This window comes from Leifsonella bigeumensis (genome assembly GCF_039537265.1).
Classification (GTDB): Bacteria; Actinomycetota; Actinomycetes; order Actinomycetales; family Microbacteriaceae; genus Terrimesophilobacter; species Terrimesophilobacter bigeumensis.
Genome location: NZ_BAABAE010000003.1, coordinates 932,016 through 945,753, shown reverse-complemented (window position 1 = coordinate 945,753; position 13,738 = coordinate 932,016). Strand labels below are relative to the sequence as shown.

General features: G+C 63.2%; 14 protein-coding genes. 6 read left to right on the top strand and 8 right to left on the bottom strand.

Translation table 11 applies throughout. The features are described from left to right. Window positions 1–9: 9 nt before the first annotated feature. The 4 genes from ABD678_RS09690 to ABD678_RS09675 all read right to left on the bottom strand — a co-directional run bounded on the left by ABD678_RS09690 (window position 10) and on the right by ABD678_RS09675 (window position 6,372). On the bottom strand, window positions 10–1,701 hold the full coding sequence (locus ABD678_RS09690; RefSeq protein ID WP_344756105.1) for a CTP synthase: 1,692 nt from the start codon (window positions 1,699–1,701) through the stop codon (window positions 10–12). Between the two features lie 100 nt (window positions 1,702–1,801). Next, complete coding sequence (locus tag ABD678_RS09685) at window positions 1,802–2,479, bottom strand: hypothetical protein (protein ID WP_344756103.1); 678 nt, start codon at window positions 2,477–2,479, stop codon at window positions 1,802–1,804. A 1,269-nt stretch (window positions 2,480–3,748) separates the two neighbouring features. Then, on the bottom strand, window positions 3,749–5,458 hold the full coding sequence (recN, locus tag ABD678_RS09680; protein WP_344756101.1) for a DNA repair protein RecN: 1,710 nt from the start codon (window positions 5,456–5,458) through the stop codon (window positions 3,749–3,751). Next, window positions 5,455–6,372 (bottom strand): NAD kinase, encoded by a 918-nt coding sequence (locus ABD678_RS09675; protein WP_425561962.1) that lies wholly within the window; start codon window positions 6,370–6,372, stop codon window positions 5,455–5,457. The genes recN and ABD678_RS09675 overlap by 4 nt, the downstream gene beginning before the upstream one ends. Before the next feature lie 195 nt (window positions 6,373–6,567). Between ABD678_RS09675 and ABD678_RS09670 the strand changes: the two genes are divergently transcribed. The 6 genes from ABD678_RS09670 to ABD678_RS09650 all read left to right on the top strand — a co-directional run bounded on the left by ABD678_RS09670 (window position 6,568) and on the right by ABD678_RS09650 (window position 11,340). After that, a complete protein-coding gene (locus ABD678_RS09670; RefSeq protein WP_344756099.1) occupies window positions 6,568–7,638 on the top strand; it encodes a tyrosine-type recombinase/integrase in 1,071 nt (356 codons plus the stop codon). A gap of 218 nt (window positions 7,639–7,856) precedes the next feature. Next, window positions 7,857–8,681, top strand: coding sequence for a protein rep (locus ABD678_RS13810; RefSeq protein ID WP_425561961.1), 825 nt, complete (start codon window positions 7,857–7,859; stop codon window positions 8,679–8,681). Window positions 8,682–8,720: 39 nt separating this feature from the next. Next, window positions 8,721–9,281, top strand: a complete 561-nt coding sequence (locus ABD678_RS09665; RefSeq protein WP_344756097.1) for a hypothetical protein — start codon at window positions 8,721–8,723, stop codon at window positions 9,279–9,281. Continuing rightward, entirely contained in the window at window positions 9,278–9,730 is a 453-nt protein-coding gene (locus ABD678_RS09660; protein WP_344756095.1) for a hypothetical protein, read from the top strand. Before ABD678_RS09665 ends, ABD678_RS09660 begins: the two co-directional genes overlap by 4 nt. Window position 9,731: 1 nt before the next feature. Continuing rightward, on the top strand, window positions 9,732–10,103 hold the full coding sequence (locus ABD678_RS09655; protein WP_344756093.1) for a hypothetical protein: 372 nt from the start codon (window positions 9,732–9,734) through the stop codon (window positions 10,101–10,103). A gap of 640 nt (window positions 10,104–10,743) precedes the next feature. Then, the gene (locus ABD678_RS09650) at window positions 10,744–11,340 is read left to right on the top strand and encodes a recombinase family protein (protein ID WP_344756091.1); all 597 of its coding nucleotides are present in this window, start codon (window positions 10,744–10,746) and stop codon (window positions 11,338–11,340) included. Window positions 11,341–11,375: 35 nt separating this feature from the next. Here ABD678_RS09650 and ABD678_RS09645 read toward each other — a convergent pair whose 3' ends face one another. The 4 genes from ABD678_RS09645 to ABD678_RS09630 all read right to left on the bottom strand — a co-directional run bounded on the left by ABD678_RS09645 (window position 11,376) and on the right by ABD678_RS09630 (window position 13,738). Continuing rightward, window positions 11,376–12,188 carry a DUF4145 domain-containing protein gene (locus ABD678_RS09645; RefSeq protein ID WP_344756089.1) on the bottom strand — a complete coding sequence of 271 codons (813 nt, stop codon included), beginning with the start codon at window positions 12,186–12,188 and terminating at the stop codon, window positions 11,376–11,378. A gap of 115 nt (window positions 12,189–12,303) precedes the next feature. Further along, entirely contained in the window at window positions 12,304–12,609 is a 306-nt protein-coding gene (locus ABD678_RS09640; RefSeq protein WP_344756087.1) for a hypothetical protein, read from the bottom strand. A gap of 126 nt (window positions 12,610–12,735) precedes the next feature. Then, window positions 12,736–13,563 (bottom strand): TlyA family RNA methyltransferase, encoded by an 828-nt coding sequence (locus tag ABD678_RS09635; RefSeq protein ID WP_344756085.1) that lies wholly within the window; start codon window positions 13,561–13,563, stop codon window positions 12,736–12,738. Beyond that, window positions 13,556–13,738 carry a hypothetical protein gene (locus ABD678_RS09630; RefSeq protein ID WP_344756083.1) on the bottom strand — a complete coding sequence of 61 codons (183 nt, stop codon included), beginning with the start codon at window positions 13,736–13,738 and terminating at the stop codon, window positions 13,556–13,558. Before ABD678_RS09630 ends, ABD678_RS09635 begins: the two co-directional genes overlap by 8 nt.

Below are 13,738 nucleotides of genomic sequence, written 5' to 3'. Positions count from 1 at the left end.
GCTGGAAGCTCAGACACCGGCCGGTTCCGCCTCGGCCACCTCGAACAGGCGGCTCGCCTTCTGCCGGTCGAGCGCCGCGCTCACGAGCCCCCGGAACAGCGGATGCGCACGGTTCGGGCGCGACCGAAGCTCCGGATGCGCCTGCGTCGCCACATAGTACGGGTGCACGTCGCGCGGCAGCTCGATGTACTCGACGAGGTTGCGGTCGGGCGACATCCCGGAGAAGACGAGTCCGGCATCCGCGAGCTGCTGGCGGTAGGAGTTGTTGACCTCGTAGCGGTGGCGGTGGCGTTCGGAGACTCTCGCCTCTCCGTAGAGCTCGCGCACGATGGAGCCGTCGGCGAGGTCGGCCGGGTAGAGGCCGAGGCGCATGGTGCCACCGAGGTCGCCGTCGGCGATGATGTCGACCTGCTCGGCCATCGTCGCGATGACCGGGTAGACGGTGTCGGGGTCGAACTCTGAGGACGACGCACCGTCGAGCCCGACGACGTGGCGCGCGTACTCGATGACCATGCACTGCAGGCCGAGGCACAGGCCGAGCGCGGGGATGCCGTTCTCGCGCGCGAACCGCAGGGCGCCGAGCTTGCCTTCGATCCCGCGAACGCCGAATCCGCCGGGCACGCAGATGCCGTCGAGATCGGAGAGGTGCTTCGCAGCGCCCTCGGGGGTCTCGCAGTCGTCGGAGGCGATCCAGCGGATGTTGACCTTGGTCTGCTGGGAGAACCCGCCGGCTCGCAGCGCCTCGGTGACCGAGAGGTAGGCGTCGGGCAGGTCGATGTACTTGCCGACGAGCCCGATCGTGACCTCGAACTTCGGCTCGTGGACGGCCTGGAGCAGTTCGGACCAGCCGGACCAGTCGACTTCGCCGGCCGCGAGTCCGAAGTGCTCGATGATGTAGGCGTCGAGGCCCTGGTCGTGCAGGGTCGTCGGGATGTCGTAGATGCTCGGCGCGTCGGGGCAGTTGATGACGGCTTCGGGGTCCACGTCGCACATGAGGGCGATTTTGCGGTTCATCGACTCGGGGACCGGGCGGTCGCTGCGCAGCACGATGGCATCCGGCTGGATGCCGATCGAGCGCAGGGCGGCGACGGAGTGCTGGGTGGGTTTGGTCTTCTGCTCCCCCGCGGCGTTCAGGTACGGGACGAGGGAGACGTGCACGAAGAAGCAGTTGGCGCGCCCGATCTCGTGGCGCACCTGGCGGGCAGCCTCGAGGAACGGCTGGGACTCGATGTCGCCGACGGTGCCGCCGATCTCGGTGATGATGACGTCGGGGCGGGGCTCGTTGCGGGACTGCAGCCGCATCCGGCGCTTGATCTCGTCGGTGATGTGCGGGATGACCTGCACGGTGTCGCCGAGGTATTCGCCTCGGCGCTCTTTGGCGATGACGTGGGAGTAGATCTGGCCGGTCGTGACGTTGGCCGCCTGACTCAGGTTGATGTCGAGGAAGCGCTCGTAGTGGCCGATGTCGAGGTCGGTCTCGGCGCCGTCGTCGGTCACGAAGACCTCGCCGTGCTGGAACGGGTTCATGGTGCCCGGATCCACGTTCAGATATGGATCGAGCTTCTGCATGACGACGCGCAGGCCGCGTGCTGTCAGCAGGTTGCCGAGGCTGGCGGCCGTGAGCCCTTTACCCAGGCTCGAGACAACACCCCCGGTGACGAAAATGTGCTTTGTTGTCTCCGCAGAATGTTTGACCACCACGGGGTTACAGCTTATCAGGCGGATGGCGTGTCCCGCCGGGTGCGACAGGCCGAGGAGTCAGGCGCTCCAAAAACCCATTGCGATTCATGCACAAAGATCCTTACAGACCCACCTTCGGATTCGATTTGTCGAGGGCTGTGGCGATTTCTTCGACGATTTGCTCGACTTTCGTCGGGGATGACCCACCGATACCGAGTGCCACTTCATCGGCCACAAGAAAGAGCAGGGTCGCTGCGGGCTCGGTGAGGGTGACGCGCATCATGGGGCGACGCCAACGGGTGCACACGAAATCAACGCCGTGGATATGTTCTGCTGGAATGTCGAGCACGACGTATGGATCGCGGCCGCGCCACAATTGCAGACCCGTGGACGTCGCCGTGAGCACCACGGAGAACTGGCCGATCGCATCTGGTGGGATGTCACAAGCACCGCCCGATGATTGGGTCGATTCGTAGCTGAGGTGAACCAGTCGATCGGGAAAGCGCTGTCTCAAGGTCGCTCGTAACCGCCAAAACGGCACCATCACCAAGTTCATCGCCAAGAGCACCAGAACGGTCAGCCCGATGACCACACCGATCGTGATCCATAGCCAGCTCAGTAGTCGATCAAATCGTACCCAATCTTCTTCAGCTGCCGACCGGACCAAGTTCCCGACAACCTGAACACTCCCAAGGGCGAGGCCAAGTATCGCTAACCCCCATAAAAGGCGAGGGCCAGATTTTCTCATTCGATCCCGTTGTGCCATCAGATCTGCTGCTTCCTTTGAGCGAATAGCCATGGCACGCCTGTTTGGAGTGCAAAAATCACCGAAGGGAGAGGGCCGGGAGCAATAAATATAAACGTTAGCCCAACCGCGGCAGGGTAGATCTTCCCTTGGCACATTCCATCAAAGCTAAATGCAAGACACTCGAGGGTCAGAGAGGTTATCCCCGCTGCTGAACCAAGCGCGCCGAACACCATTGAGACCGCATACAACCCCGCCTTCACGTAGGGGTGCGTCGGGACGAATCGTTAGCGCATATATATCAGCCGTAGGTCCGATGTTGTCGATCCAACGCCCACAAGATCCACTGTGCGTGCAAGCAATGGCATACGGAGTTGATCCATCAAGTTCGCGCTTGCGCCAAGGATACAACCGACACCGAATCCGGTTAGAGCGCCTGGGGCCGCGCCTGCACCGTGTGAATCTCAGGATATTGACCACGGCGAACATGGTCCGGCTACCAGCCTTGGTCTGACCAGGGCAGGTTGATCCGGCTTTCTCTTTTGTTTATCAGAGCACCAGTTCTCCCACATCCCGAGCCATATCCATGCCGTCCTAGAGAAATCCAACCCAAGCTGTGGGGGCTCGAGCTGTTGAGGCGAGTCAATCACATGGCTTGTCGTTCGTACCTCCGTCACCGCGTAGCCAGTGATCTGTGCTGAGTTTCCGAGAGTCAAAATGACCGCTAATTCGCTCGGATGGGCCATTTGTTGGTTGATACTCCAGATACACGTCAATACGGTGATGTTGAAGTGGCAATGTCAATGGGCCGCTCGCGGTTAAGAACCCGTCTGGGGCCACCCCGTAAGTGATTCGGTCCCCCGGCGCAACCGAGCCTATTCCAGACGCACTCCACCCTTGCACGTAGCCGTCCTTCCAGTTATCGAAATCGATGGAGCCCATCGAGATTGAGTCGTACGTGAAGTCCTCACATGAGACGAAGACAAACTTCCCGTTAACCAACTTTGCCGCCGTCTTTGCCGGAACCGTGCATCCACTCAAACCGACAGCGAGCACCACCGCGAGGCCTCCAGCCAGTACTTTCAACGTGATCTTTGACACCGCACTCCTCTCCACGGGCCTCCGATCTTACGAACTATAGGCTGTGCCCGCCGATTGCAATCCCGAACGTGCCACGTCAGTTGTTGGCGCTTCCGAGACCGGACGTCCATATCCTCGTCGTCCAGTACCCGCGGGCGGGACCAGAGCAGTTCTCGACCACCAACCCTGGTCTCGATAGGCGACCTTCGGCGGCTACCCTTCGAGAGCCTCAACCAACGATTGTCAGGCGAGCGCCTGCGCCGTCTCCAGCAGTTCGCGCGCGTGCGCGAGGCCGCTTTCCGAGTCGGCGAGGCCGGAGAGCATCCTCGCCAGCTCCTCGGCGCGCTCCTCGCCCTGCAGCTGCTGCACACTGCTCGCGGTGATCTCGCCCTCCGTGCTCTTCACCACACGCAGATGGTTCGTCGCGAAAGCAGCGACCTGCGGCAGGTGGGTCACGACGATCACCTGGGCTGACCGCGCCAGTCGGGCGAGCCGCTTGCCGATCTCGATCGCCGAAGCGCCGCCGACCCCGGCATCCACCTCGTCGAAGATGAAGGTCGGCACCGGGTCGCTCCCCGCAATGACAACCTCGATCGCGAGCATGACCCGCGAGAGCTCCCCGCCGGAAGCACCCCGGCCCAGCGGACGCGGCTCGGCACCCTTGTGCGGCTGCAACAGGATCGACACCTGGTCGCGGCCGGCGAGCGAATAATCGCCACCGCTGACGACCTCGACAGTCACCGCCGCGTCGGCCATCGCGAGAGCCGTGAGCTCGGCCGTCACCTGCTCGGAGAGCGTCGCCGCCGCCGCCGAACGGATGCCGGAAAGCCGCTCGGCGAGAGCCATGAGCGCCCCGCGGTCTCCCGCGACCTCCCCGCGCAGCCGCTCGATGCGATCGGAGTCGTTGTCGAGCTCCAGCAGCCGGCTGCTGCCGACATCCAGGAAGTCGATCGTCTCATCGAGACTCTGCCCGTGCTTGCGGATGAGCGCCGTGAGCTCTGCCCGGCGCTCCTGGATGGCCTCGAGCTCGTGCGCCCCGTCGGCGTCGAGCCCGCCGAGGTAACTCGAGAGCTGGGCGGAGACATCCGACACGGCGAAGGATGCGTTCGCGATGGCCTCGGCGATCGGCACGAGCGCAGCGTCGTGACCGGAGACCCGTTCCAGCTGCCGCCTGGCATTGTCGAGGAGCCCGAGGGCGTCGGAACCGTCGTCGGTCTGCTGCGCGGAGATCAACTCATGAGCGCCCGCCGCCGCAAGACGCAGTTCCTCGAGGTTGCCGAGGCGCTCGGCGCGCTCAGCGAGTTCGACATCCTCGCCACGGCGCGGGGCGACCGCCTCGATCTCCTCGATCGCGATCCTCAGATCCTCGGCCTCCCGTGCGCGCCGGTCGCGTTCGGCGACGAGCACGTCGAGCTCACCCTGGCCCGTCTGCCAGCGACGATAGGTCTCCTGATACTCATCGAGCACGCCGGAGAGCTCGGATCCCGCGAAGCGGTCGAGAGCATCCCGCTGGGCGGTCGCCGAACGCAGGCGCACCTGGTCGGCCTGCCCGTGCACGACGACGAGCTCGCGGCCCAGCTCGGTGAGCACCCCGACAGGGGTCGTCCGTCCGCCGACGACCGCACGGCTGCGGCCCTCCTGCGAGACGGAGCGGCTCAACAGGAGCGCGGCGCGGCCCTCGCCCGCCGGATCGAGGTCGCCACCGGCATCCGTCACCCGCGCAGCGACACCGCCACGACTGTCGATGAGCCAGTGCCCCTCGACGACCGCCGCCGCACTGCCCTTGCGCAGCACCTGGCTGTCGGCGCGCTCCCCCAGCAGCAGGCCGAGAGCGGTGACGATCATCGTCTTGCCCGCGCCGGTCTCGCCGGTGAGAGCAGTGAAACCCGGGCCGAGCGGAAGGCGCGCCTCACCGATGACCCCGAGATCCCGGATGGAGAGCTCCTCGATCACGAGGCCCGGCCCTCCCCGTCAGCCGGGCCGCGCCATCCGGTCACCGGAAGGTTGAACTTCTTCACCAGCCGGTCGGTGAACGGACCCTGATGCAGACGTGCCACGCGCACCGGCGTTCCCGACCTTCGCACGATCACCCGTGCGCCGCGGGGGAGGTCCCAGGTGCGTCGTCCGTCGCACCACAGCACGCCGGTCCCCTGCGTGCGGTCGAGCACCTCGACCGCGAAGACCGACTCCGGCCCCACCACGAGCGGGCGCGCGAAGAGCGCATGGGCGCTCAACGGCACGAGCAGCATGGCGTCGAGGCTCGGCCAAACAATCGGGCCGCCGGCAGAGAACGAATAGGCGGTGGAGCCGGTGGGCGTCGACATCACGACCCCGTCGCATCCGAAACTCGAAAGCGGGCGACCGTCCACCTCGATGACGACCTCGAGCATCCGCTCCCGGCTGGCCTTCTCGACCGTCGCCTCGTTGAGCGCCCAGGTCTCGTAGACCACCTGGGTGTCGACCTTGACGCGCACGGCGAGCGTCATGCGTTCCTCGATCTGGTAGTCGCGATCGAGGGCCCTGCGCACGCTCTCCTCGAGGCTCTCCCTCTCGGCCTCGGCGAGGAAGCCCACGTGGCCGAGGTTGATACCGAGGAGCGGCGCCGACGATCGCCGGGCGAGTTCGGCGGCGCGCAGGATCGTGCCATCGCCACCGAGCACGATGACCAACTCGAGGCCGTCGAGCTGAACCTCGTCGAGGGTCTCGACCCGGATGCCCGGCAGGTGCTCGCGAACGAGCGCGACATCCTCCGCCGGAACGACCGGCACGACCCCACCGTCGACGAGGGCGCGGCACACGGTGGCAGCGGCGTCGAGAGTCTCGGGGCGCCCGGTGTGGGAGACGACCAGAATGTGCCGTTCTGCCACCTGAATCTCCTTGACCACTCGTCGCGCGGAAACGCCCTCAGGCCCGCACAATGGCGGAGACCTGCTCAGTCCATTCTGTCGGATTCAGTGGCTTGGTGGCTCCCCCTCGACAAATAAAGGCGTCTTCGCTGGAGGTCAGCGATTTGTGCCCACCCGTGCCCATTGTTAAATCGGCCTCCTTCCTCGTATCAGTGAGTGGAGGTAGCGAAAATGAGAGAACCCAGAAAGCTCAAAAGCGGCTGGCAAGCCCGTATCACGGTAGATGGAAAGGATCGCTCCGTCGGAGTGTTCCCGACGAAGAAGGCAGCACAGGCGGCGCAGGTGGCCGAGTTAGGCAAGCTCGACGCAGGAACATTCGATGACAAGACCAAGGGCACCATCACTCTGGCTGAGTACGCGCCCACCTATCTGGCCGCTCGAAGTGGTGAGGTGAAGCCTCGGAGTTTGGAGAACTACGAAGCCCACCTGAGAATTCACATCATCCCGAAGTGGGGAAGTCGCAGACTCCGCGACATCCGGCCCTCTGAAATTGCTGCATGGTGGGCGAGCATGCCCGCGACACCCGGGCGAAAGAACACTTATCGCACTCTCAGCAATCTCATGAGAATGGCCGTCGACGACGGCGAGCTTAGAGACACTCCTTGCCGTGTCCGGAATGTGGGCACCGACTTGTCAAAGCCCCGCCCGTATTTCGACAAGGAGGCTGTGAGGGCACTCTGGGACGCCTCCAGCGACGACATGCGCGCCTTTCTCATGGTGGTCTATGGCGGAGGCCTCAGGATCTCGGAGGCGCTGGGACTCGACCGCCGCCACGTCAATCTGGAGACTGGCGAGATTCTTGTGGAGCAGCAGCTCCAACTCACCAAAGACAACGGGTCAGCAATAGTCCCGGGCACCAAGAATGGGCAGACCCGCCTCGTTTGGCTGGACGGCGAAGAGCTGGCAGCAGCAGAGGCCTACGTGAAAAGGCATCCCGTCTTCTCCAATACGATGCCGTTCTTCCTGAACGAGCGCGGAAAACGCCTAAGCAAGAACGAGGTTTACCGCGACTGGATGAGAACACGGGTTGAGGCCGGATACCCGGACGCCCGCATCCACGATCTGAGGCACAGCAGCCTCACTCATCTCATGCAAGCAGGGGGCACCATGGCGGACGTGATGGCCTTTGGTGGCCACAAGGATATTCGGGCCGCGCAGCGCTACCAGCACAGCGACCCCGCGCGCCTAAGGGCGCTTGTGAAGGCTCGCAGCGAAGCGACCGGATAACACGTCTGTTTTCGAGCAGCGGCGAGCGCGGCCATCTCGTAGACTCTTCTTGAGCACAGCACGAGCGCGAGGCTGCGAGCACCTGAACCGGCACTGTCATGGGACCCGCCGGGAGTGGGCAAGAAGCGCGGAATCTTTCAGGTTCCCCCTTGCCCCATGAAATAAGAAACGCCGCCCTTCACGACCAAATGACGGGGCAGCGTTTCTAGAGGTTTCTCGTGCTCAGTCTATCCGCCGGCGACGGCGCTCGCCGTGTTCCTTTCGACCGCCCCGCCACTGTCCATTCATCAACAGACGGCTTAACTCCAGATTCCGAGTATCCCAGTAAGTACTCCCTCAAGCGTTTTCAAGAGAGTTATTCAAGCCTAAAGAGCATCCGGCTATGCGGCGTGAAACGCCATCGCTGTAATGGTGCGCTGTGCGCACGATGCAGCCCCAAGCGACAACGCCGTCACCGCCGCGAGCTAATGGCGGCTCTCGCAGCCTCTAAACCCGTCTACGCGCTCTTATGGACGGCCACCATCGCCAGTACGCCGGAACGGCCTCTAGGCGAGCTGTGGAGCGACCTCGACAAGCTCAACGCCTACATGGTCTCCGGCTCATGGCTCAGCAGCCGGGTGGACGGCTACGTGCGCTCTATAGAGATTGAGCGCACACCGAGCGGATGGCACCCTCACGCGCATACGCTCCTAGTTTTTAGAAACAAGCTGAGCCGTACGGATGCCGTAAAGCTTGCCCGGGAAATTCAAGCGCGATGGCTCCGTTCCGCCGACCTCCGGGGCATCGCGGCGAGCGCCAAGGGGCAGCGTGTGCAAGTCGTGCCTATGGGTCAACTCTCTACCGTTGTGGACTACATCACCAAGAGCCACATGACCACCCGGTCATCGCGGACGCCGGGAACGGTCACGCCCGCGATGCTCCTAGGCTCTGCCTACCGAGGCGATGCCGACGCCCTAGACCTCCTCACCGAGCTGGAGCGGTCGAGTTACCGGCGTCGAACGTGGCAGCCGGGCGGGATGCTCACGAGGTCATCCAGCAGCTAACCGCGTCAGTGGCTGGGACTTGTGCCGATACTACTGAGTATGAGCGCAATTCAAAGCACAGCAAGCGGCAGGCGATGCACCGTGTGCTCGCACCCGCAGCGCTCGCAAATTGAGGCGGCGCTCATCGCGACGAGTCGCAATCTGGCGCAGGTTTCGCGCGATCATGCAGTCTCTGAGGATGCCCTCCGCAGGCACTGGAATACGCACACCGCGCCGGGCGTGCGGCAGGCGATGGAACAGTCCACAGACGGCCTCTCAGCCCTCACTATCGCCGCCCGGATGGTGGATCTCGTGCACGCCGCTGGAGACATCCGCAGACGTTCAATCGAGGCGGGCAAAGACTCGCAGGCGCTCCGGGCTATTGAGGTCGAGCGGGCGACACTTGCCAGCGTTGCCGACCGTCTCGGCATCCCGTCCACAGCCGCGCTAGATGAGGTCACGATGATGCAGTCCATAGCCGTAGTCATGGCCCAGCTCGCACGCACAGACCCGGAGACCGGCGAGCGCATCGCGGCACAGTTTCAGGTGACGGGGAGACCCGACATCGCCGCTGACCTTCGAACGCTACTTCAAGAATCAAGAGAGGCACTCACAGCATGAGCACCGACACCAAGACAACCGCCCGGGCACTCGCGGCAGGCGATGAGATCCATGTCCTCGCGGGCGGCTTGCTCATTTTCGGCCTAGCGCTCAAACGCGGTGACACGCTCACGGTCACACAGCGGCAGATCGACGGCCAGACAGACACGGTGGGCAATAACTGGACACGCGACCTCTCAGACGAGGCGCAGCTCGAACGCTGGCGAGAGATCCGCCTAGGATTCGGCCCCTTCCCCGACGACCTTCGCCGATGGCTCTACGGCTCGCCACAGTGGGCAGTAGAGCGCGAGGCAGCGCGCCAACGCGCATGGGCCATCATCGACCCCGTTGAGCGCGCAGCAGCCCGCGAGGCCGTCGAGATCGAGTATGGCCCCGGTCTGCCCACCAGCAGAACGCTGAACGCGGCTCCAGCCGCACAGCAGCGGCCCAGCGGGAACCGGGGGCGCTGAGATGCCTGACCAACTGAACAGGCAGCGAGCCGCAAAATTCCGTGAGTTGGCGCGCCTCTATCTCGGCTCTGAGGGTGTCATCGTCGAGCAGCGCCCGCAGGCTTACAAGCTCTCTGCGCGACTCTCTGAGTCTCACCCGGCCTCACACCTGACCGGCCTCGACCGCTGGGCCATCCTCACTCGCAATGAGCGCGTGCTCGACCTCTCAGGGGCGCTGGATGCCGCGCAGGCAGCCGCAAAACACGACGGCAAAGGAAGAGCCGCTGTCGTCGCATACAGGGCCGCTAGGGGCGCTGGAGAGGCCTACGTAACCATGACGCTGGAGACGTTCGCCGCTGTGCTTCGCGATGATGTAGAGCGAGGCGAAGCATGATGACCCGCGAGAGAGACCAAAGATTCGATGTCGTCGCTGGCCTAAATCCACGCCCGCTCTGGGTCGATAAGCGCCGCTACGACATCCCAGCGACAAGCCGCGCCGTCTTTCCTAGTGGCGAGCGTCTCGCCTACCTCCTCGACGCAGCAGGCCGCGTCTACGTGCTCACCGAGAGCGGCGATGTCGAGTGTCCGCCCGAACTGGCCGAGCGACTACGCGCCGAATTTTTCCCGGATTCACCCGGGTAATTAGCTCCGTGCGGCGGTGCTCTTGTTCGGTTCGCCGCCGCACGGACTAGCGCCGGGGTCTGCCAAATTCTTCTTTCTTCCTTTCGCAGATGGCAGGCCCCGGCACCTAAAGAAGAATTTCGAGAGTCTGCACACTTTCGAAACAGTCGGCAACATCGCCGTGCGCCCGGAACGATGCCGCTGACAGAGGCCCTTGGATGCACTCCTGTTTTCAAGGGCCTCGCCCTTCCAACCGCGAGGCTCCCCGGTGTCTCGAAAACGATGCTCAAGCGAGATAACCGAGATCTAAGCCCTCCCCCGAGATTCCGGGCCTCGCGACGACCTGAAGAGCGTTTCAAAACTCGTTGTTTATTGCGTTGCAAAAACGGATGAGTTCATGAGAGACTTGGTGCATGACAACCTCAGTGAGTGCCGCCACCGGCCAGCGCCTTGGATACCTCCGCGTCTCGACGGGCAAGCAGGACGAGCAGCTTCAGCATGACGCTCTCGACAATGCGAGCGTGCTGAAGCGGAACCGTTACATTGACCACGGCGTGAGCGGATCAAAGATGAGCCGCCCGGGCCTTGACGCCATGCTCGCGGATGTCCAGCCCGGAGACACCATTGTCGTGTTCAAGCTCGACAGAATCGGACGCAGCACCGCGCATGTCGCACAGCTCATCTCCGAGCTGACCGAGAAGGGAATCTTCATCGAGTCGATCTCTGATGGACTTAACAGCTCGACCCCTACAGGCCGCGCCATGCTCCAGATGCTCGCCATCTTCGCGGAGATGGAACGCAGCTTCATCTCAGAGCGCACCGTCGCCGGACTCGCCGCCGCCAAGGCGCAGGGCCGCGTAGGTGGACGCCCCCGCGCCATGGACTCCGCGACCGCGCGCAAGGCGCAGACGCTCCGCAACTCCGGCGAGAGTGTCCCTGAGATCGCCAAGACCCTGAGCGTCTCCATTGCCACTGTCTACCGGCTCACCAAGGCCCCCGCGAGCACCTAAAGGCTGCTGTACCGAGCGAGCTTTCTCACTTTCGGCTAGTCCTCACCTTTCCTTTGGTGATTGATTTTCGTCCGATATTTTTCAGGAATCAAACTTAGGTAGCCAGCCGCCGCCTTGGGCTTTGTTATCAATTCGTCAACGAGGGCGTTAATCGTGCTGAAGATCAAGTCGACCAATTCAGTTTGCGACTCGTCAAGAATCAGAATCACCGATTGGTCGCCCTGATCGGCCCCGTGAAGCGATTTGTTCCCCACATGCCGGATGACAGTGAGCATGCTTGCCACACTGGAGGACACCTTGGGCACTATTGAGTCGATGCGGACGGCGAGTGCTGCGTTCGCGGATGGAGTGCTGTCGAGATGTTTTAGGAGCCGTTCGAGCGTCGCGCGAGCAAGTGCGGCCCCTGCCCGTCGCGAGATTCCCACTACATCCCGAGCTTCCTCATAAAGCTCCATTGCGTCAGCCGGCATGTCCTCATGCGGGAACGGGGCCGTCGAACTAGCCGGATACATTATTCTGTTGTTGCGCCACACGGAGAAGTCCTCGCATCGACCGCAGAGCGCTGCATACCATCGCCCGGCATCGTGCACGGCTGGCAGTTCTGTAGATGCTGGAGCCTTAGGCGCAGAATCTCTTAATGTAGATGGCACGGTCGCATAGACCACGTTTTCGCTAGGAGTGTCCAGAAACTCCTCAGGCCATTCTTGCCCTTGGTAAGGGTCATGAATGATGCGCTGCAACGGAAACCACTCTTGACTAGAGAATGCACCGCAGCGGGGGCAGTTAAATGCGTTGCTGTTGAGAGCAGGACTCGGATCACTTGGAGCTTTAATTCCCCGTTTATTCATGCGCTCAGCGTACTAACCGAAGCGACTTACGAATGTGCACACTTTCGAACTCGCAAAACCGGCCGGGCAATTTTGGGCCGGCACCTCATCGCGGCGAAGGGAATTCTTTCCGGGGTTAGACCCAGTGATTGATCATTTCGCTCCAGTGGACAATTGAGAAAGCTTCCTCCCAGTTGCTAGCGCCGTTACCGGTGCCGATCTGCTCACCTGTCTCGGCGTCATAGACAGTCGCGTTGTATTTGTAGGAAGGAGGGTTGCTCTCGCTCTCTACGAACTCGATTCGAACAGAATGACCGTTGAACTCGGTGTGAACTTCCGTTACGAAATAACGCTCCGGACTCTGAGATGGCTTTTCAAATCCTCCAGCCCCGTGGGATTGGAACGACTCGTTCGCCTTCTCGATCAACTGCTCAGCATTCATTTTTTCCTCCGTTGGCGTTAAATAACTCGTTGTGCCGGTGCCCGTTCATGCCCGTTCTATCTCGTGCCCATGACAAGATTGGAACAGAAGATCCCTTTGTTTCTCGAAACAAAGCCGACTCCCCAGCTATTTACTGAGGCCAGAAACGGTGTTTAGCCATTCTGTCGGATTGCCGCCGAGCGCGGTGGAGAACCAGGCCAGATACTCGTGATTACCGGCCGAACCGGCTATTGGGGAGGAGAGGATGCCCGCGGTCGGCAGCCCGAGATCCCAGGCGGCCCAGAGCACCCCGGACACCGCATCCTCGCGCAGCGCCGGGTCGTGCACGAGGCCCTCCCGGATGCCGCCCCGGCCGACCTCGAACTGCGGCTTGACGAGCACCACGAAGTCGGCATCCGGGCCCACCGTCTCCACGAGAGCCGGCAGCACGAGGCCCAGGGAGATGAAGGAGAGATCGGCGACGACGAGATCGGGGAGAGCTGTTCCAGGCGCTGCCGCATGCAGCGACTCTCGCGTGAGGTAGCGCGCGTTCACCCCCTCGACGACGACGACACGTTCGTCGGCGCGCACCGAGGGGGCGAGCTGCTCATGGCCGACGTCGAGAGCGATCACGGCGTGGGCGCCGCGCTCGAGCAGCACCTGGGTGAACCCGCCGGTCGAGGCGCCGACGTCGAGAGCGGTGCGGCCGGTGACCTCGATCGGGAACGCGTCGAGCGCGGCGCCCAGCTTGTGGGCAGCCCGGCTCACGTAATGGTCGGTCGCGGCAACCGCGAGCTGCTGGTCGGCCCGCACACGAAGTGAAGGCTTGAGCGCCGGCCGGCCATCGACCGTGACCAGACCGTCGGCTACGAGCTGGGCGGCGTTCGTCCTGGAGCGAGCGAGGCCGCGGGCGGCGAGGGAGGCATCCAGTCGTTCGGTCTCACCTCGACCGGAAGCGGATGCGGAGTCAGTCACGCGGGGCCGGCGCGTCGGCGCCCTCGAGCGCCCTGCGCAGCTCGTCATACACCTGCGCGAAAGCCGCGGCGCGGTCCTCGAGCGGCTGGTCCTCGATCACGCGCAGTCGCGACAGCAGTGCATCGATCTCCTCGGTGCTGGCTCCCTCGGCGCTGGTCTCCTCGTTATCGGCCAT

Excerpts from the sequence above, each read along its gene's own strand:
- ABD678_RS09645 (WP_344756089.1), bottom strand. The coding sequence starts at position 12,188 with ATGAATAAACGGGGAATTAAAGCTCCAAGTGATCCGAGTCCTGCTCTC.
- ABD678_RS09630 (WP_344756083.1), bottom strand. The coding sequence starts at position 13,738 with ATGGCCGATAACGAGGAGACCAGCGCCGAGGGAGCCAGCACCGAGGAG.
- ABD678_RS09665 (WP_344756097.1), top strand. The coding sequence starts at position 8,721 with ATGAGCGCAATTCAAAGCACAGCAAGCGGCAGGCGATGCACCGTGTGC.
- ABD678_RS09660 (WP_344756095.1), top strand. The coding sequence starts at position 9,278 with ATGAGCACCGACACCAAGACAACCGCCCGGGCACTCGCGGCAGGCGAT.
- ABD678_RS09650 (WP_344756091.1), top strand. The coding sequence starts at position 10,744 with ATGACAACCTCAGTGAGTGCCGCCACCGGCCAGCGCCTTGGATACCTC.
- ABD678_RS09685 (WP_344756103.1), bottom strand. The coding sequence starts at position 2,479 with ATGGCTATTCGCTCAAAGGAAGCAGCAGATCTGATGGCACAACGGGAT.
- ABD678_RS09655 (WP_344756093.1), top strand. The coding sequence starts at position 9,732 with ATGCCTGACCAACTGAACAGGCAGCGAGCCGCAAAATTCCGTGAGTTG.
- ABD678_RS09640 (WP_344756087.1), bottom strand. The coding sequence starts at position 12,609 with ATGAATGCTGAGCAGTTGATCGAGAAGGCGAACGAGTCGTTCCAATCC.